Annotated in this window: 19 protein-coding genes; 10 read left to right on the top strand and 9 right to left on the bottom strand. The window is 71.8% G+C overall.

Going from position 1 to position 17,142, the window contains the following annotated elements:
* Positions 1-113: 113 nt before the first annotated feature.
* A complete protein-coding gene (locus ACFXDJ_RS25825; protein WP_384653746.1) occupies positions 114-530 on the bottom strand; it encodes a Fur family transcriptional regulator in 417 nt (138 codons plus the stop codon).
* Positions 531-649: 119 nt separating this feature from the next.
* Here ACFXDJ_RS25825 and ACFXDJ_RS25830 point away from each other — a divergent pair, with 119 nt between their 5' ends.
* Positions 650-2,134, top strand: a complete 1,485-nt coding sequence (locus tag ACFXDJ_RS25830; RefSeq protein WP_384653750.1) for a catalase — start codon at positions 650-652, stop codon at positions 2,132-2,134.
* A gap of 76 nt (positions 2,135-2,210) precedes the next feature.
* On the opposite strand, the gene ACFXDJ_RS25835 is transcribed toward ACFXDJ_RS25830, so the two are convergent.
* Complete coding sequence (locus ACFXDJ_RS25835) at positions 2,211-2,606, bottom strand: cyclic nucleotide-binding/CBS domain-containing protein (RefSeq protein ID WP_384653744.1); 396 nt, start codon at positions 2,604-2,606, stop codon at positions 2,211-2,213.
* Between the two features lie 163 nt (positions 2,607-2,769).
* Positions 2,770-3,573 carry a histidinol-phosphatase gene (gene hisN / locus ACFXDJ_RS25840; RefSeq protein ID WP_384653742.1) on the bottom strand — a complete coding sequence of 268 codons (804 nt, stop codon included), beginning with the start codon at positions 3,571-3,573 and terminating at the stop codon, positions 2,770-2,772.
* A gap of 164 nt (positions 3,574-3,737) precedes the next feature.
* Here hisN and ACFXDJ_RS25845 point away from each other — a divergent pair, with 164 nt between their 5' ends.
* Positions 3,738-4,316: a TetR/AcrR family transcriptional regulator gene (locus ACFXDJ_RS25845; RefSeq protein ID WP_384653740.1), complete on the top strand. Its 579-nt coding sequence runs from the start codon at positions 3,738-3,740 to the stop codon at positions 4,314-4,316.
* On the opposite strand, the gene ACFXDJ_RS25850 is transcribed toward ACFXDJ_RS25845, so the two are convergent.
* The 4 genes from ACFXDJ_RS25850 to ACFXDJ_RS25865 form a co-directional block, all read right to left on the bottom strand.
* On the bottom strand, positions 4,282-4,605 hold the full coding sequence (locus tag ACFXDJ_RS25850) for a DMT family transporter (protein WP_384653738.1): 324 nt from the start codon (positions 4,603-4,605) through the stop codon (positions 4,282-4,284). The two genes, ACFXDJ_RS25845 and ACFXDJ_RS25850, sit on opposite strands and share 35 nt — an antisense overlap.
* A 110-nt stretch (positions 4,606-4,715) precedes the next feature.
* On the bottom strand, positions 4,716-5,726 hold the full coding sequence (gene rsgA, locus ACFXDJ_RS25855; RefSeq protein WP_384653736.1) for a ribosome small subunit-dependent GTPase A: 1,011 nt from the start codon (positions 5,724-5,726) through the stop codon (positions 4,716-4,718).
* An 8-nt stretch (positions 5,727-5,734) separates the two neighbouring features.
* Positions 5,735-7,087: a 3-phosphoshikimate 1-carboxyvinyltransferase gene (gene aroA, locus ACFXDJ_RS25860; RefSeq protein ID WP_384653734.1), complete on the bottom strand. Its 1,353-nt coding sequence runs from the start codon at positions 7,085-7,087 to the stop codon at positions 5,735-5,737.
* Positions 7,088-7,206: 119 nt separating this feature from the next.
* Positions 7,207-7,920 carry a M50 family metallopeptidase gene (locus ACFXDJ_RS25865; RefSeq protein WP_384653732.1) on the bottom strand — a complete coding sequence of 238 codons (714 nt, stop codon included), beginning with the start codon at positions 7,918-7,920 and terminating at the stop codon, positions 7,207-7,209.
* A gap of 53 nt (positions 7,921-7,973) precedes the next feature.
* Here ACFXDJ_RS25865 and ACFXDJ_RS25870 point away from each other — a divergent pair, with 53 nt between their 5' ends.
* From ACFXDJ_RS25870 to def, 8 genes are all read left to right on the top strand, one after another.
* Complete coding sequence (locus ACFXDJ_RS25870; RefSeq protein WP_384653730.1) at positions 7,974-8,789, top strand: SOS response-associated peptidase; 816 nt, start codon at positions 7,974-7,976, stop codon at positions 8,787-8,789.
* 50 nt (positions 8,790-8,839) lie between these two features.
* Positions 8,840-9,499 (top strand): alpha/beta family hydrolase, encoded by a 660-nt coding sequence (locus ACFXDJ_RS25875; protein ID WP_384653728.1) that lies wholly within the window; start codon positions 8,840-8,842, stop codon positions 9,497-9,499.
* Between the two features lie 265 nt (positions 9,500-9,764).
* Entirely contained in the window at positions 9,765-10,409 is a 645-nt protein-coding gene (locus ACFXDJ_RS25880; protein WP_243628689.1) for a sigma-70 family RNA polymerase sigma factor, read from the top strand.
* The gene (gene rsrA / locus ACFXDJ_RS25885; protein WP_384653726.1) at positions 10,406-10,735 is read left to right on the top strand and encodes a mycothiol system anti-sigma-R factor; all 330 of its coding nucleotides are present in this window, start codon (positions 10,406-10,408) and stop codon (positions 10,733-10,735) included. Before ACFXDJ_RS25880 ends, rsrA begins: the two co-directional genes overlap by 4 nt.
* A gap of 262 nt (positions 10,736-10,997) precedes the next feature.
* Positions 10,998-12,608 (top strand): HD-GYP domain-containing protein, encoded by a 1,611-nt coding sequence (locus ACFXDJ_RS25890; RefSeq protein ID WP_384653724.1) that lies wholly within the window; start codon positions 10,998-11,000, stop codon positions 12,606-12,608.
* Entirely contained in the window at positions 12,605-13,864 is a 1,260-nt protein-coding gene (locus ACFXDJ_RS25895; protein ID WP_384653722.1) for an HD-GYP domain-containing protein, read from the top strand. The genes ACFXDJ_RS25890 and ACFXDJ_RS25895 overlap by 4 nt, the downstream gene beginning before the upstream one ends.
* A gap of 93 nt (positions 13,865-13,957) precedes the next feature.
* A complete protein-coding gene (locus tag ACFXDJ_RS25900; protein WP_384850382.1) occupies positions 13,958-14,968 on the top strand; it encodes a tetratricopeptide repeat protein in 1,011 nt (336 codons plus the stop codon).
* Between the two features lie 57 nt (positions 14,969-15,025).
* Positions 15,026-15,667: a peptide deformylase gene (gene def / locus ACFXDJ_RS25905; protein WP_384653718.1), complete on the top strand. Its 642-nt coding sequence runs from the start codon at positions 15,026-15,028 to the stop codon at positions 15,665-15,667.
* 8 nt (positions 15,668-15,675) lie between these two features.
* On the opposite strand, the gene ACFXDJ_RS25910 is transcribed toward def, so the two are convergent.
* Both ACFXDJ_RS25910 and ACFXDJ_RS25915 read right to left on the bottom strand, forming a co-directional pair.
* The gene (locus ACFXDJ_RS25910; RefSeq protein WP_384653716.1) at positions 15,676-16,656 is read right to left on the bottom strand and encodes a helix-turn-helix domain-containing protein; all 981 of its coding nucleotides are present in this window, start codon (positions 16,654-16,656) and stop codon (positions 15,676-15,678) included.
* A gap of 129 nt (positions 16,657-16,785) precedes the next feature.
* Positions 16,786-17,028, bottom strand: coding sequence for a DUF3703 domain-containing protein (locus ACFXDJ_RS25915; protein WP_384653748.1), 243 nt, complete (start codon positions 17,026-17,028; stop codon positions 16,786-16,788).
* Positions 17,029-17,142 lie beyond the last annotated feature (114 nt).

Below are 17,142 nucleotides of genomic sequence, written 5' to 3' on the forward strand. Positions count from 1 at the left end.
CGGCAGCGTCAGTTGTGTATCTGCCACAGCCCCTGGATCCGGGCCTTCAGTCGTTTCCGGAGGCAAAACGGAGAGGCCCGGGGCTCATCGAGCCCCGGGCCTCTCCCTCTTCGTTACGCCCCCGCGCAGGACGGGCAGACCCCGCGGTACGTCACCTCGACCGCCGACACGACGAAGCCGAAGCGCTCCGTGTCCGGCAGGTCGGCCAGCGGATTGCCCGCCGGGTGGACGTCGCGGATCGCGCCGCACTGGGCGCACACCAGGTGCTGGTGGGGCCGGTGGGCGTTCGGGTCGTACCGCTTGGCGCGCCGGTCCGTGGAAACCTCCAGGACCTCGCCGAGGGTCACGAGCTCGCCCAGGGTGTTGTAGACGGTGGCGCGGGAGATCTCCGGCAGCCTGGCCACCGCGCGCGCGTGTACCTCGTCGGCCGTCAGGTGAACGTGGTCACCGTCGAGCACCTCGGCGACGACACGCCGCTGAGCGGTCATGCGCCATCCGCGTCCGCGAAGTCGTTCCAGCAGGTCACTCATGGACACCAGCCTAACAGCGAGGGGAATCGGTGTAACTCCCGAACGGGTGCGGACTTGGATGCTTACTTGACTTAGACAAAGTCCATCGTAGGATCGTTTACGGTAGGGACCAGGACAGGATTTGCAGCAAATTCACGCAGGAGGCGCACGTGACCACGCAGGGACCGCTCACCACGGAAGCAGGGGCTCCGGTCGCTGACAACCAGAACAGCGAGACCGCCGGGATCGGCGGACCCGTTCTGGTCCAGGACCAGCTGCTGCTGGAGAAGCTCGCGCACTTCAACCGTGAGCGCATCCCGGAGCGCGTCGTGCACGCCCGCGGCGCCGGTGCCTACGGCACCTTCACGCTCACGCGCGACGTCTCGCAGTGGACCCGGGCGAAGTTCCTGTCCGAGGTCGGCAAGGAGACCGAGACCTTCCTGCGCTTCTCCACCGTCGCGGGCAACCTCGGCAGCGCCGACGCCGTGCGCGACCCCCGCGGCTGGGCGCTGAAGTTCTACACCGAAGAGGGCAACTACGACCTCGTCGGCAACAACACCCCGGTGTTCTTCATCAAGGACGCCATCAAGTTCCCCGACTTCATCCACACCCAGAAGCGCGACCCGTACACGGGCTCGCAGGAGGCGGACAACGTCTGGGACTTCTGGGGTCTGTCGCCCGAGTCCACCCACCAGGTGACCTGGCTGTTCGGCGACCGCGGCATCCCGGCGTCCTACCGCCACATGAACGGCTACGGCTCGCACACGTTCCAGTGGAACAACGAGGCCGGCGAGGTCTTCTGGGTCAAGTACCACTTCAAGACCGACCAGGGCATCAAGAACCTCACCCAGGCCGAGGCCAACCAGCTCGCCGGTGAGGACCCCGACTCGCACCAGCGCGACCTGCGCGAGTCCATCGAGCGCGGCGAGTTCCCGTCCTGGACCGTCCAGGTCCAGATCATGCCGGCGGCCGAGGCGGCCGAGTACCGCTTCAACCCGTTCGACCTCACCAAGGTGTGGCCGCACGAGGACTACCCGCCGATCGAGATCGGCAAGCTGGAGCTCAACCGCAACCCGGAGAACGTCTTCGCCGAGGTCGAGCAGTCGATCTTCTCCCCGGCGCACTTCGTCCCCGGCATCGGTCCGTCCCCGGACAAGATGCTCCAGGGCCGTCTCTTCGGCTACGGCGACGCCCACCGCTACCGCGTCGGCATCAACGCCGACCACCTGCCGGTGAACCGTCCGCACGCCACCGAGGCGCGCACCAACTCCCGTGACGGCTACCTGTACGACGGCCGCCACGCGGGCTCCAAGAACTACGAGCCCAACAGCTTCGGCGGCCCGCACCAGACGGACCGTCCGCTGTGGGTCTCCTCCGCCGTCACCGGCGGCACGGGCAACCACGCCGCGCCCTCGCACTCCGAGGACACGGACTTCGTCCAGGCGGGCAACCTCTACCGCCTGTACTCGGAGGACGAGAAGACCCGTCTGATCGAGAACCTCTCCGGCTTCATCGCCAAGGTCTCCCGCGACGACATCGTCGAGCGCGCGATCAACAACTTCCGCCAGGCGGACGGCGACTTCGGCAAGCGTCTGGACGCCGCGGTCCAGGCCCTCCGCGGCTAGTCGGGACCGCTTGTCGTAGCAGGCCGACGGGCCGGTGCCCCCGATGGGGGGTGCCGGCCCGTCGGCCGTTGGCCTTCTAGACGGGTACGGTGCTGCGCCGGGCCGGCGCCCAGCAGCGGATGACGTCGCGCACGGACACGATGCCCACGGGGCCGCCGTGCTCCAGCACGATCAGATGCCGGAAGCCGCCGTGCGCCATCGCCTCGGCGGCTTCCTGCACGCTGGCGTCCGGGGTGCAGAACACCACGTTGTTGGTGGTGTGCGCACCCACGGACTCCCGGTCGGGATCGTGTCCCGCGCCGAGTGAGTTGAGGATGTCGCGCTCGGTCAGGATGCCGATGCCGCTGTGTTCGGGGTCGAGGACCACGGCCGCGCCTACGCGCCGGCCGGACATCAGGCAGGCCGCCTGACGGAGGGTGTGAGTGGGTCCGAGGGTGAGGATCACGGTACTCATGGCGTCACGGACGAACATGAAGAGAGCCACCTCCTGGTGAGTCCCTCCGCTTGGGTGGGGTGCGCCGTGGAAGCCCGCACTTAGAGAAGGCCTTCACAAGCGCACAAGCGGAGGAGTCCCAGATTCCCATGGACACGGAGTGTCATCAAGAGGGCGCGCTCGGCGAGCGTCGGGTGCGGAATCAGGCGCGCGGGCGCAGCAGGTCCAGCATTTCCTCGTGCAGCAGCCCGTTCGAGGCCGCCGCGTTCCCGCCGTGTACGCCGTCCACACCGTCCAGGCCGGTGAAGCGGCCGCCGGCCTCCTCGACCACGACCGCCAGGGCCGCCATGTCCCACAGGTTCAGCTCCGGCTCGGCGCACAGGTCGAGCGAGCCCTCGGCGACCATCATGTACGGCCAGAAATCGCCGTAGCCCCGCGTACGCCAGCACGCGCGGGTCAGGTCCAGGAAGCCGGGGAGCCGCCCCTGCTCCTCCCAGCCGGTCAGCGAGGAGTAGGCGAAGGACGCGTCACCCAGGGTGGCCACCTTCGAGACGCCGAGCGCGGTGGTCTGGCCCAGCGCGCCCCCCGCGTACGCGCCCAGGCCGCGCGCCGCCCACCAGCGGCGGCCCAGCGCCGGCGCGGACACCACGCCGACGACGGGACGGAACACCCCGTCGGCGCCCTCCTCCATGAGGGAGATCAGCGTGGCCCAGACCGGGACCCCGCGCACGTAGTTCTTCGTCCCGTCGATCGGATCCACGACCCAGCGGCGCGGGCCCTCGCCCTTGAGGCCGTACTCCTCGCCCAGGATCGCGTCGGAGGGCCGCGCGGCCGCGATCCCGGCGCGGATGACCTCCTCGGTGGCGGTGTCGGCCTCGCTCACCGGGGTCATGTCGGGCTTCGTCTCGACCTTCAGGTCGAGGGCGCGGAACCGCTCCATCGTGGCGGCGTCCGCCGCGTCGGCGAGTTCGAGGGCAAGGCGCAGGTCATCGTCATACTCGGGCATGCCCGAACAGTACCGAGGCCGCCGGAACCGGGCGAGCGGCGTCCACGGGAACCGCCGGGGCGTCCACGGGCACCCTTGACAGGACCTGTCGGTCCGTCAACTCTGACGGAGATGTCGAAGGGGATGTCGTAGGGAAGTCGTAGGGGATGTCATAGGTGGAGGCAATGGTGCCGACGGCCCGGGAGTCCTTGCTGGAAGCGGCGGGAGCGGCGCTCTCGGCACGCCCCTGGCCGGCCGTGCGGATGGTCGACGTGGCGGCCGTCGCCGGAGTCTCCCGGCAGACCCTCTACAACGAGTTCGCGGGCAAGACGGGCCTGGGCCACGCCCTGGTCCGGCGCGACGCCGCCTGGTACCTCGACGGGGTGGACCGGGCCCTGGCCTCCCGGGGCGGCTGCGCCGCACGTCTCGCGGAGGTCGCGGAGTGGACCGTACGGGCGTCCCACGCGCGTCCCCTCGTACGGGCCCTGCTCACGGGGTGCTGGAACGGGAACTTACCCGTGCCGGCCGGCCGCGGAGTCCGGCCTGGGCTGCCGGCCCTCGGGCCCGCCGAACTGCTCCGCTCCGTGCGCGAACGGGCCGGCGCCGCCTTCGCCCCGGCGGAGGGGGACTGGGCGCAGCGCTGCGAACTGGCCGTCCGGCTCGCGATGTCCTACCTGGTCGCCCCGGCCGAACCGCAGGGTCCGGGCTCCGCCGAACTGCTGGGGCTGTTCAGTGGCTCGACCCCGACAGCTGAAGGCCGATGACGCCGAGGACGACCAGCGAGATCGAGACGAGTTTGAGGGTGGAGACCAGGTCGCCGAGGAAGACCATGCCGTAGATCGCGGTCCCGGCGGCCCCGATGCCCGTCCACACCGCGTAGGCCGGGCCCACGTCCAGCTTCTTCAGGGCCAGCGTCAGCAGACCGAAGCTGCCGAGCGCGAAGCACGCGAAGGCGATGGTCGGCCACAGCCGGGTGAATCCGTGCGACAGCTTGAGGCAGACCGCGAAGCCCGTTTCCAGGATTCCGGCGACCACGACCAACAGCCACGCCATGGCGCATGCCTCCCCGCGTCACGTGACACGTCCGCGGCCTCGGCCGCCGCGCCACTCGGTGCGATTATGCATTGACCGGATATGTCGCACCGCAAACCCCGCCGGGCCGATCAGTCGCCCTCGCGCCGCTCGCGCGTCTGGAGCAGCCGCCGCAGCGAGTACAGCCGTGCCGGGTCCGCGTGGCCGTCCTCCACCCACTTGTCGAGCGCGCAGTCCGGCTCGTCGTGGCTGCACGCGCGCGGGCACCCCTCCGTACCCGGCACCAGCTCCGGGAAGGCCAGGATCACCCGGGACGGGTCCACATGGTGCAGGCCGAACGAGCGCACGCCCGGGGTGTCGATGACCCAGCCGTCGCCGCCCGGCAGCGGCAGCGCCAGCGCCGAGGTGGTGGTGTGCCGGCCCCGGCCGGTCACCGAGTTGACCACTCCGGTGGCGCGCTGGCGGCCCTCGGCGACCAGCGAGTTCACCAGCGTGGTCTTGCCCACGCCCGAATGGCCCACGAAGGCGGTGATCCGGCCGTTGAGGTGCTCGCGCACCCGGTCGGCCGCGCCGCCCGTCGCCAGCTCGTCGCGGTTGGTGACCACGTACTTCAGGCCGAAGGTCGAGTAGATCTCCAGGATCTTGTCGGCCGAGGTCAGGTCGGACTTGGTGAGCACCAGCAGCGGCTCCAGCCCGGCGTCGTACGCGGCCACCAGGCAGCGGTCGATCATCCGGGGCCGCGGCTCCGGATCGGCCAGCGCCGTGACGATGGCCAGCTGGTCGGCGTTGGCGACGACCACGCGCTCGTACGGGTCGTCGTCGTCGGCCGTGCGCCGCAGGACGGACTTGCGCTCCTCGATCCGCACGATGCGGGCCAGGGTGTCCTTCTTGCCGGACAGGTCACCGACGATCCAGACCCGGTCGCCGACCACCGCCGCCTTGCGGCCCAGCTCGCGGGCCTTCATGGCGTGCACCGGGCGGTCCTCGACCAGGCAGGTGAGCCGGCCCCGGTCGACGGTCAGGACGAAGCCCTCGGCCGCGTCCTCGTGCTTCGGGCGGATGGTCGTACGGGGCCGGTTGCCCTTGGGGTTGGGCCGCTGGCGGATGTCGTCCTCGTCGGTGTGCTTGCCGTACCTGCGCATGGCGGGCCCTACGCTCCCGCTCCCGAAGGTTCCTGGCCGAGCATGTCGGCCCACATCTTCGGGAAGTCCGGCAGGGTCTTCGCGGTCGTCGCCACGTTCTCGATGAGCACGCCCTCCACCGCCAGGCCGATGATCGCGCCCGCGGTGGCCATCCGGTGGTCGTCGTACGTGTGGAACGTGCCGCCGTGCAGCGGGCGCGGCCGGATCCGCAGACCGTCCTCGGTCTCCGTGACCTCGCCGCCCAGCCCGTTGATCTCCTTGGTGAGCGCCGCCAGCCGGTCCGTCTCGTGCAGCCGCAGGTGCGCGACTCCGCGCAGCACCGACTCCGAGTCGGCCAGCGCGGCGACCGCCGCGATGCCCGGGGTCAGCTCGCCGACCTCGCTCAGGTCCACGTCGATGCCGTGGATCTTGCCGGTGCCGGTGAAGACCAGGCCCGCGTCGGTCAGCTCGCAGGAGCCGCCCATCTCGGTGAAGATCCGGCGCAGCGCGTCACCGGGCTGCGTGGTGCGGCGCGGCCAGTCCCGGATGGTGACCGTACCGCCCGTGATGAGGGCCGCCGCCAGGAACGGCTGGGCGTTGGAGAGGTCGGGTTCCACGATCAGGTCGCGGCCGAGCAGGGCGCCGGGGGCCACCCGCCAGACGTCCTTCTCGCCGCCGGACTCGGGGGTGTCCACCTGGACGCCCGCCGCGCGCAGCATCTCCACCGTCATCCGGATGTGCGGCATGGACGGCAGGTTCGTACCCACGTGCCGGACCTCGACGCCCTGGTTGAAGCGCGGGGCGGAGAGCAGCAGCGCGGAGACGAACTGCGAGGAGTTGCTCGCGTCGATCTCGACGGTGCCGCCCTCCAGGGCCCCACCGCCCTGGACGGTCAGCGGCAGCGCGCCGCGGCCGTCGTCGTCGATGCGGGCGCCGAGCGTGCGCAGCGCCGTGATGACCTGGCCGAGGGGGCGCTCGTAGGAGCGCGGGTCGCCGTCGAAGCGGATGTCGCCGGTGGCGAGGGTGGCGACGGGCGGCAGGAAGCGCATGACCGTGCCCGCGTTGCCGACGTCCACGGTGGCCGGACCGTGCAGGGCGGCCGGGATGATCCTCCAGGCCTCGCCGCTGTCGCCCTCGCCGGAGGAGCTGGAGGAGACGGTCTCCTCGATGCCCACGCCCAGCGCGCGCAGCGAGTCGGCCATCAGCTGGGAGTCGCGCGAGCGCAGCGGGCGGCGGACCCAGCCCGGCTCGGCGGCGAGCGCGGCGAGGACGAGGGCGCGGTTGGTGACCGACTTGGACCCGGGCACGGTGACCGTGGCCCGGACGGCTGAGTCGGCGGTCGGGGCGGGCCAGAGGGCGTGGAGCGCGGGGGTCTCGGTCATGCCCCCACTTTAGTGGCTTCCCACGGCCCCAGATCTTGATCGCGGGGCCGTCTCGCGGGGCGGACGGACCCGGCGGCCGACCCGGGTGCGCGATCGGCTCGGGATCGCCTCGCGATCGGTCAGAGCGCCAGCAGCCAGCGGCCGCCGCCGGTGAGCGAGCACAGCGCGACCACGTGGAAGAGCAGCAGCCACACCACCGGGTGCAGATGGGTGAGCCGGCCCAGCTGGTCGGCGTCCGAGTCGGGCGCCCCGCCGTGCCTCCGCTTCGCCCCCAGCTCGAAGACCGGCCGGACCCCGCCCAGCAGCAGGAACCAGACCACGCCGTAGGCGAAGACCGCCTGTACGTCGGCCGGAGCCAGCCAGGAGACCAGGACGAAGGTGGCGCCCGTCAGCACCACGGTCAGCAGCCCGTACGCGTTCCGGATCATCACCAGCATCGCCGCCAGCAGGGCGGTCGCCGCCCACAGCAGCAGCGTGATCCGGTGCGCGGAGAGCAGCGCCGCCCCGCCGAGGCCGAGCAGGGAGGGGGCCGTGTACCCGGCGGCGGCGGTGAGGATCATGCCGACGCCGGTGGGCTTGCCCCGGCTGACGGTGACCCCGCTGGTGTCCGAGTGCAGCCGGATCCCGTCCAGGCGCCGCCCGGTCAGCAGGGCGAGCAGCCCGTGGCCGCCCTCGTGCGCGATGGTGATCGCGTTGCGCGACAGCCGCCACAGCGGGCGCGGTCCCACGGCGGCCAGGGCCACCAGACCCGTCGCGATCACCAGCCACTGGCCGGGCGCGGTCTGTATGCCTGTGAGCCGGTCCCAGAGTCCGGCCGTCGCGCTGCTGTACATGAGGTGGCGGACTCCTTGCGGTGGCTATCGGGTGCCATGGCAGTGTGGCAGCCATGTGCGGACGGTATGCAGCGAGTCGTAGGCCCGAGGACCTGGTGGAGGTCTTCGGGGTGGAGCGGTGGGAGCCCGAGGAGGCGCTGGCCGCCGACTGGAACGTGGCCCCGACGAAAGAGGTCCACGTGATCCTCGACCGTCCACTGAAAGACGCTCCGAGCCCGCGTCCGGTTCGCCAGCTGAGGGTCCTGAAATGGGGACTCGTCCCGTCCTGGGCCCAGAACCCCGACGGGGCGGCCCGGATGATCAACGCCCGGTCCGAGACGATCGCCGAGAAGCCTTCCTTCCGCCGCGCCTTCGCGCAGCGCCGCTGCGTCATCCCGGCCGACGGCTACTACGAGTGGGTCACCGCCCACGACGAGCGGCAGCTGGAGGTCGAGGGCAAGAAGAAGCGGGCGCGCAAGCAGCCCTACTTCGTCCTGCCCGCCGACGGCTCCGTCTTCGCCATGGCCGGGATCTACGAGTTCTGGCGCGACCGGACCCTGCCCGACGAGCACCCGCTCGCCTGGTGGGCCACCTGCTCGGTGATCACCACGGAGGCCGAGACGGGACCCCTCGCCGTCGCCCCGGCCGAGGGACCGCGCTCGCTCTCCGACATCCACCCCCGGATGCCGCTGATGCTCACCCCGGACCGGTGGGACGCCTGGCTGGACCCGGCCCGGACCGACCCCGACGAGCTTCAGGGCCTGCTCGCACCGCCGCCCGGCGGGCTGATGCGCGCCTATCCGGTGTCCACGGCCGTGAGCAACGTCCGCAACAACGGGCCCGAGCTGCTGGACGAGCTGGCCGCGCCCGAGGAGAGCACGCTGTTCTGACACGCCCGCGCGAGCGGTCCCCGGGGCCCCCCGCCGGGCAGGATGGGCCCATGAGCACGCGTACCGAGAGCGTCGACACCCCGGCGGGCGAGGCCCGCATCACCTGGCACCCGGCCCCGGCGCGCAAGGCCCGCCTGGTGCTCGCCCTCGGGCACGGGGCCGGCGGGGGCATCGAGGCCCGGGACCTCCAGGCCCTGGCCGCCGCCCTGCCCGCCCTGGGGATCACCGTGGCGCTGGTGGAACAGCCCTGGCGGGTCGCCGGGAAGAGGATCGCAGCCGCGCCCAAGGTGCTGGACGAGGGCTGGCGCGCCCTGTGGCCCGCCCTCGCGAAGCCGGGGCTGCCCGTGGTCGCCGGCGGACGCAGCGCCGGAGCCCGGGTGGCCTGCCGGACCGCCGCCGAGCTGGGCGCGGCCGGGGTGCTGGCGCTGGCCTTCCCGCTGCACCCGCCGGGCCGGCCGGAGAAGTCCCGGGCCGCGGAGCTGCTGGGCGCCGGGCCGGCGACCCTGGTGATCCAGGGCGGCCACGATCCCTTCGGGCGTCCCGGGGAGTTCCCGGGGCGGGGCGCGCGCGAAGCCCCGTACGAGCTGGTGGAAGTGGCCTTCGGCGACCACGGTTTCGCCGTGCCGAAGAAGGCGGACCTGACGCAGGAGGAGGCCCTGGAGGTCATCACCGGGGCGGTGGCGGAGTGGCTGGGCCGGATTCAGGCGTGACCTGGCCCGAAACCGGCTCCCCTCGGGGAATGTGCCGCACGGACCTTCTGTTGACCGGGGTGTCGGTACGTACGGCAAGACGTCGGAGGAGAGGAAGCGCATGACCCAGGTCATCAGCCACAACCGTCCGCAGGCCGCTGACCTGGACTGGACAGTGCTGCCCGCACCCAAGCGCGGCAAGCTTCGTTCGGCGGGAGACCGGGATGGTCGACTATTCTCCGATTCGAGCGGGTCCGCTTTCGGAGTCGCCACGCAGTCGGAGGAGGTGGGTCCTGTCGCCGGGACCGACGAAGGCCACGCGGAGGAAACGACCCTGGAGCGCAACGCGCGCTTCGAGAGGGACGCCCTCGGCTACCTCGACCAGATGTACTCGGCCGCGCTGCGCATGACGCGCAACCCGGCCGACGCCGAGGACCTGGTCCAGGAGACGTACGCGAAGGCATACGCGTCGTTCCACCAGTTCCGCGAGGGCACCAACCTGAAGGCGTGGCTGTATCGCATTCTGACCAACACCTTCATCAACTCCTACCGCAAGAAGCAGCGCGAACCCCAGCGCAGTGCGGCGGAGGAGATCGAGGACTGGCAGCTCGCGCGCGCCGAGTCGCACATGTCGACGGGGCTGCGTTCAGCCGAGTCGCAGGCGCTCGACCACCTGCCCGATTCGGATGTGAAGGAAGCGCTCCAGGCCATTCCGGAGGAGTTCCGCATCGCGGTCTATCTCGCCGACGTAGAGGGCTTTGCGTACAAGGAGATCGCGGACATCATGGGTACACCCATCGGTACGGTCATGTCGCGACTGCATCGTGGCCGCCGTCAACTCCGCGGAATGCTGGAGGACTATGCCCGTGAGCGCGGGCTCGTCCCGGCCGGCGCGGGAGAGTCGAACGACCTGAAAGGCTCGGGCTCATGAGCTGCGGAGATCCGCACGAGACGGACTGCTCTGAGGTCCTGGACCACCTTTATGAGTTCCTGGACCACGAGATGCCGGACAGCGACTGCACGAAGTTCGAGACGCACTTCGGCGAGTGCAATCCCTGCCTGGAGAAGTACGGCCTGGAGCAGGCCGTGAAGAAGCTGGTGAAGCGCTGCTGCGGGTCCGACGACGTGCCGAGCGACCTGCGGTCGAAGGTGATGGGGCGGATCGAACTGATCCGTTCGGGGCAGGCAGTGCCGGATCACGACATCACGGTCGCACCGACCGTCTCCGAGCCGATGCCGGGATCCGCGGCGGGCTGAAATCGGGACGCGCGAACACGTGATCGACGGAACGTCCGATCGTCGATCGCTCGCTTTCCCGCTAAGAAGTACCTGATTGAACGATCTTGAACAGCCGCCCCCGGAAGGGCACTTCCTTCACCCGAAGGTGGTAATCCGGGGGCGTCCGCATGGCACAATGCGAAAATGTGGCCCAGCTCGCTCCCGGCCCCACTTATTCTCCCCTTTCGGTACTGGTTTGATTCAGTACCTGACTTGCACGGCTCAGGGGGAGGAGAGCGCCATGCGGGTACTTCCGCCGATGGCGCGCGCCTACATCGTGTGCGCGGTCCTCGCCGCCGCCGGGTGCGCGGCCCCGGCCCTCGCCGATTCCGGCACCCCGTGGCCCTCCGTGGCCCTCCTCGCCCTGCTCTACCTCGGCTGCGAACTCGTCAAGGTCTGCCCGTTCCTGGGCCACCGGGTGCCCGAGGGGCTCGGCTCCTTCTTCCCCGTGGTGCTGGCCGCCGTGTTCCTGCTGCCGCCCGCCGCCGCCGCGCTCGTCGCAATTCCCGGCGGGCTCGCCGGGACCGTGATGCAGCGGCCCGCCTGGGTGCGGCGCACGTGGCACGCGGCGCAGCAGGCGATAGCCGCCTGGATCGCCGGATGGACGTACGGGCTGCTGGGCGGGGTCGAGGCGCTGGCCGGCGGCTCCGTCGGCGCCACCGGGCCGCCGGGCGGTGACGGCCCCGCCGCCTGGGTCGCCGACTTCCCCTACGTGATGCTCCCGGCCGCCGCCGCGGCCGTCGCCTTCTGCCTGGTGCTCACCGCCCTCGACGGCGGCATCCTGGCCGCCGCCGAACGCCGGTCGGCCCGGGCCGCCTGGCGCGGACTGCTCACCCGCTCCCTCGCCCCGCACTGCGTGCACGGCCTCGCCGGGCTGATGATGGCCGTCATGTGGCGCAGCCCCTACGGGCTCCCGGCCGCGCTGCTCGTGCTGCTGCCGATGTACATCTCCTGCTGGGTCTTCGCCCAGTACCACCGCGAGCGAGCCGCCCACCAGGCCACCATCCGGGCACTGGTCCAGGCCGTGGACATCAAGGACCGCTACACGCGCGGCCACAGCGAGCGGGTGGGCCAGGCCTCCGCGATGATCGCCCGCGAGCTGGGCATGGGCGAGGAACGCCTCGAAGTCGTCCGGATCGCCGGGATCCTGCACGACGTGGGCAAACTCGGAGTCCCCACCCGGCTCCTGCGCAAGGACGGACCGCTGACCCCCGAGGAACGCCGCATCATCGAACTGCACCCCGAGTACGGACACGAGATGGTGCGCGGCATCGGCTTCCTGGGCGAGGCCCGGTCGGCGATCCTGCACCACCACGAGCGGGTGGACGGATCCGGCTACCCCTACGGACTGACCGGGGAACAGATCCCGGTGCTGGCACGGGTGGTGGCGGTGGCCGACGCGTTCGACGCGATGACCTCGACCCGGTCGTACAGCCGGGCCCGGCCCGTGCCCGTCGCGCTGGCCGAGCTCGAACGGTGCGCCGGGGCGCAGTTCGACCCCGACATGGTCCGGGCGCTGGGCGACGCGATCGGACGGCAGGGCTGGCACCCGGTGGTGACCTCGGACGAGGACCTCCAGGTGATCCCGGCGGGTAGTCCAGGGCCGGGTGCGGGTGCGGGTGCGTCTGCGGTCCCGGTTACGGTCCCGGGCGCGGACGCCGACGCGGATACGAGTACGAGTCCGGGTAAGAGTCCGAGTCCGGGTACGAGCGCTGCCGCGGGTCCCGTGCTCGCGGGGCTCCCCACCCAGGTCGGAGCGGCCTCGCCGCAGGGCCGGCCGGGCCGCGGCGCGGACGGCGCCGCCGACGGCGGGGGTTCCCCGTCCGCCCCCGCGGCGGGAGCGACCGCGTGAGGGGCTGGGCCGTCTGGGCCGTACGGGGGGCCGCCGGGCTGCTGACCGCGGCCGCACTCGGGCACACCCTGTGGAACGGCCTCGTCGAACCGGGCATCGCCCTCGCCTTCGGCACCCTGATCACCATCGGCGAGCTCGCCCGCCGCGACCGCGGCGGCGACGCCCGGCAGCAACCCGCGCCGCTCGGCTCCGCAGGGGCGCTCGCGTACGCCCTGCTCGGGCAGAACGCCGGGCAGCCCACCCACCACGGGGTCCTGCAGATCGTCGCCGTCGTGGTCGCCGCCGCGCTCGTCGGGATCGTCCCGCACATCGCCCGGGGCAGCGGCCCCGCCCTCGACCACCTGGCCCGCCGGGTCCTCACCGTCACCTTCGCCGCCGTCTGCTTCCAGCCGCTCTACAACTCCGGCCGGCTGGAGGACACGGTCGGGCAGGGCCCGTACCTGGTCCTCTTCCTGCTCTTCCTGCTCGGTCTCACGGCCCTCTGCGACGCCGTCCTCGCCGCCGTCCTCTCCGGGGCCCGCACCGGCTGGCCCTACGGCCCGCTGCTCCGCGACGAGCTGCGCGCGCAGCTCGGCATAGGCTCGGCGATCTGTGCCACCGGGGTGGTCATGGCCCTCGGCGTCGCCGTGGCGGGCCTGTGGGCGGTGCCCGTCTTCAGCGTGCCGCTGCTGCTGACGCAGATGTCCTTCCACCGGATCACCGCGATCCGCACCACCTACCGCCAGACCATCACCTCCCTCGCCCGCGCCACCGAGATCGCCGGCTACACCCGGCCCGGCCACGCCCGCCGGGTCGCCGCGCTCAGCTGCGCCGTGGGCCGGGAGCTGGGGCTCACGGAGCGGGAGCTCACGGTGCTGGAGTACGCCGCCCTGATGCACGACATCGGGCAGCTCTCCCTGGTCGACCCGGTCCCGGACGGGGCCACCGCCGAGCTGCCCACCACCGAGGCACGCCGGATCGCCGGGCTGGGCGGAGAGGTGGCCCGGCAGACGGGGGTCCCCGCCGAGGTCGCCGTCGTCGTGGAGCGGCAGGCGGACCCGTACCGGGAGCAGCCCGTCGCCGCCCGGATCGTACGCACGGTCAACGCGTACGACGATCTGGTCGGCGGGGCCCGTCACCCGGGCGGCTCACTGGCGGTCCTGGAGCGGCTCCGGCTGGGCACCGGGCACGACTATCAGCCAGAGGTCGTCGAGTGTCTGGCCAGGGTGCTCGCCCGGGGCGGACGTGCCAGAGTCGGACCCGTCCCGCCTGGGTAACCCATGGGTAATGAGCGGCCGTCCGAGTGGGCATGGTTGGATGCCAGTAAGGGTGTCCGCAGTTTTGCATCGTCGGACCGGCAGGCGGGAATCGTGAGGATCTTCGGGAAGGTACGGCATAGGCCCTCCGCCTCGTGGCGGCAGGCCACCGACCGCGCGTTCACGCTGATCGGCGACGGGCGGTACGAGGACGCGGGCGCGCTCCTGACCAGGGCCGCGGACCTGGAGCCCTGGCTTTCGGAGTCCTGGTTCAACCTGGCGTTGCTCCACAAGTTCCGCCACGACTGGGAACAGGCGCGGGCCGCCGGGCTGCGCGCCGTGGCCCTGCTCGACCGGGAGACCGGAGCCCCGGACTGGTGGAACGTGGGCATCGCCGCCACCGCGCTCCAGGACTGGCCGCTGGCCCGCCGCGCCTGGCAGGCGTACGGGCTGAAGGTGCCGGGGGACCCGCACGGCGCGGGCGGCGGCGGAGGCCACGCCAACGGCGAACCGGTCGGCATGGAGCTCGGCAGCGCCGCCGTACGGCTGTCGCCCGAGGGCGAGGCCGAGGTGGTCTGGGGCCGCAGGCTGGATCCGGCCCGCATGGAGGTCCTGTCGATCCCGCTGCCCTCCTCGGGGCGGCGCTGGGGCGAGGTCGTCCTGCACGACGGGGTCCCGCACGGCGAGCGCGTCACCGCGGCCGGGCCCTCGTACCCCGTCTTCGACGAGATCGAGCTGTGGGCGCCCTCCCCGGTGCCCACCTGGGTGGTGCTGCTGGAGGCGGCCACCGAGGCCGACCGCAACGCCCTGGAGCAGCTGGCCTCCGACGCCGGCTTCGCCGCCGAGGACTGGTCCTCGTCGGTGCGGCTGCTGTGCCGCACCTGCTCGGAGAGCGCGATGCCGAGCGGCGAGGGCGACGGCGAGCACCTGGACCCGCACGACCACAGCGAACCGGGCCACCCGGGCCCGCTGGGACACCGCACGGCCGGGCACGGATCCCTGTGGGTCCCCGAGCGAGAGTGCGGCATTGCGGCCCCGGCCGGCCTGGTCCGCGGCCTGCTCGACGGATGGGTCGCGGACAGCCCGGACTCCCGTGAGTGGCGGGATCTCGAAGAAGTCTGCTGACGGGGGGCCGTAGGCTGTACCGGCACTTGGTGGACTTACGGAAGGCGTACGGCGGACATGGCGCAGCAGGAGAACGACGTTGTCGAGGTCGAGGTCGAAAACGACGGGTACGTCGTGGACACCGAGGACTGTGAGGCGCGCGAGCTCGCCCACCGCGAGCGCGGCACGGCCCGTCCGATCACGGTGGTCGGCAACCCGGTCCTGCACCGGGAGTGCAAGGACGTCACCGAGTTCGGCGAGGAGCTGGCGCAGCTGATCGACGACATGTTCGCCAGCCAGAAGGCCGCCGAGGGCGTGGGCCTGGCCGCGAACCAGATCGGCGTGGACGCCAAGGTCTTCGTCTACGACTGCCCGGACGACGACGGCAACCGCCACACGGGCGTGGTGATCAACCCGAAGCTGGTCGAGCTGCCGGCCGCCGCGCGGGTCCTGGACGACTCGAACGAGGGCTGCCTGTCGGTCCCGACCGCGTACGCCTCGCTGGCCCGCCCGGACTACGCCGAGGTCACCGGCCAGGACGCGCAGGGCAACCCCATCAAGGTGCGCGGCACCGGCTACTTCGCGCGCTGCCTCCAGCACGAGACCGACCACCTGTACGGGTACCTGTACATCGACCGGCTCTCGAAGCGGGACCGCAAGGACGCCCTGAAGCAGATGGAAGAGGGCACCCCGCGCTACGAGGTCGTCCCGAACGCCTGAGCAGTCGTCTAAGCGACCGCCTGCGGGCCCCGGAACGCGCGCCGGAAGGCGTTCGGGGTGGTGCCCAGGGTCCGCAGGAAGTGGTGGCGCAGCGCGGCCGCGTTGCCGAAGCCGCATCGGCCCGCGATCGCGTCGACCGTGTCGTCCGTGGACTCCAGCAGCTCCTGCGCCAGCAGTACCCGCTGGCGCAGCACCCACTGGTACGGGGTGGTCCCGGTCTCCTGGAGGAAGCGGCGGGCGAAGGTGCGCGGTGACATGTGCGCGCGCTCCGCGAGCTGCTCGACGGTGATCTCCTCGTCCAGGTGGCGGGCCATCCAGCCGATCACCTCGCCGACCGTGTCGCAGGAGGTGCGCGGCAGCGGCCGCTGGATGAACTGGGCCTGCCCGCCGTCCCGGTGCGGCGGTACGACCATGCGCCGGGCGATGGTGTTGGCCACCTCCGCGCCCTGTTCCTGCCGTACGAGGTGCAGGCACGCGTCGATCCCGGAGGCGGTGCCCGCCGAGGTGATCACCGGGCCCTCGTCCACGTAGAGCACGTCCGGGTCCACCAGCGCCCGGGGGAAGCGGCGGGCCAGGGCCGGGGCGTGCATCCAGTGGGTGGTGCAGCGCCGGTCGTCGAGCAGCCCGGCCGCGCCCAGCATGAAGGCGCCGCTGCACACGCTCAGCAGGCGCGCGCCGCGGTCCACGGCCCGGCGCAGGGACTCCAGGAAGGGTTCCGGATAGTCGCGGGTGGGGGCCTCGCGGTCGGCGGGCAGGCAGATCAGGTCCGCCTCCTCCAGCCGCTCGGGTCCGTGGGGGAGGACGAGGCCGTAGTGGCCGTCGCCGACGGTGAGCGGATTGTCCTCGATCGCGCACACGGCGAAGTCGTAGGTGGGCAGTCCCATCGCGCTGCGGTCGATCCCGAAGACCTCGCAGAAGATGCCCATCTCGAAGGGGGCGACCCCGTTCAGCACGGCCACGGCCACGTTGTTCAGCGAGGAGGTCTTCATGGCTCCAGTGTGGCAGTAATTCCATCTTTCATGACAGTCCTGCCACTGTTCGGGTTTCGCCGCCCCGGCGAGAGTGGAGTCATGAACACGCTCCTCGACTTCCTCGTCGTCCTCGCCGTCGCCGCCCTCCTAGCGGGTCCCGCCCTCTACTGGGCCGCGCGCGAGCGCCGCCTCGCCCGGCAGATCCGTGCGGCCCAGCAGGACGCGAAGGTCCTGCGGGAGCGGCATCCGCGTGAACAGACCCGCGCTCGTGCGTCCTGTATTGCCGTACGGCACGCGCCCGGAGGCTGATCCGACCCCCGCCACCAGGATCCGTACCACCTGCCCCGCGGCCTCGGCCCGGTCCCGGGAACGGACCGCGAGGCGGAACATGTGCCAGTGCGCCCGGGTGTGCGGCCGGGGGCCCCGCCGGCGCTTGAACGAACCTGCCACGTCCACAGGATCCGGCGGGTGAACTCCGACGGCGCGATCCCGAACATCCAGGAT

This window comes from Streptomyces sp. NPDC059443, assembly GCF_042750105.1.
GTDB lineage: Bacteria > Actinomycetota > Actinomycetes > Streptomycetales > Streptomycetaceae > Streptomyces.

Bases quoted from the DNA above. Each gene is read 5' to 3' on its own strand.
- ACFXDJ_RS25825 (WP_384653746.1), bottom strand. From the start codon at position 530: ATGAGTGACCTGCTGGAACGACTTCGCGGACGCGGATGGCGCATGACC.
- ACFXDJ_RS25835 (WP_384653744.1), bottom strand. From the start codon at position 2,606: ATGTTCGTCCGTGACGCCATGAGTACCGTGATCCTCACCCTCGGACCC.
- hisN (WP_384653742.1), bottom strand. From the start codon at position 3,573: ATGCCCGAGTATGACGATGACCTGCGCCTTGCCCTCGAACTCGCCGAC.
- ACFXDJ_RS25845 (WP_384653740.1), top strand. From the start codon at position 3,738: ATGGTGCCGACGGCCCGGGAGTCCTTGCTGGAAGCGGCGGGAGCGGCG.
- ACFXDJ_RS25850 (WP_384653738.1), bottom strand. From the start codon at position 4,605: ATGGCGTGGCTGTTGGTCGTGGTCGCCGGAATCCTGGAAACGGGCTTC.
- rsgA (WP_384653736.1), bottom strand. From the start codon at position 5,726: ATGCGCAGGTACGGCAAGCACACCGACGAGGACGACATCCGCCAGCGG.
- aroA (WP_384653734.1), bottom strand. From the start codon at position 7,087: ATGACCGAGACCCCCGCGCTCCACGCCCTCTGGCCCGCCCCGACCGCC.
- ACFXDJ_RS25865 (WP_384653732.1), bottom strand. From the start codon at position 7,920: ATGTACAGCAGCGCGACGGCCGGACTCTGGGACCGGCTCACAGGCATA.
- ACFXDJ_RS25870 (WP_384653730.1), top strand. From the start codon at position 7,974: ATGTGCGGACGGTATGCAGCGAGTCGTAGGCCCGAGGACCTGGTGGAG.
- ACFXDJ_RS25875 (WP_384653728.1), top strand. From the start codon at position 8,840: ATGAGCACGCGTACCGAGAGCGTCGACACCCCGGCGGGCGAGGCCCGC.
- rsrA (WP_384653726.1), top strand. From the start codon at position 10,406: ATGAGCTGCGGAGATCCGCACGAGACGGACTGCTCTGAGGTCCTGGAC.
- ACFXDJ_RS25890 (WP_384653724.1), top strand. From the start codon at position 10,998: ATGCGGGTACTTCCGCCGATGGCGCGCGCCTACATCGTGTGCGCGGTC.
- def (WP_384653718.1), top strand. From the start codon at position 15,026: ATGGCGCAGCAGGAGAACGACGTTGTCGAGGTCGAGGTCGAAAACGAC.
- ACFXDJ_RS25910 (WP_384653716.1), bottom strand. From the start codon at position 16,656: ATGAAGACCTCCTCGCTGAACAACGTGGCCGTGGCCGTGCTGAACGGG.
- ACFXDJ_RS25915 (WP_384653748.1), bottom strand. From the start codon at position 17,028: ATGTTCCGCCTCGCGGTCCGTTCCCGGGACCGGGCCGAGGCCGCGGGG.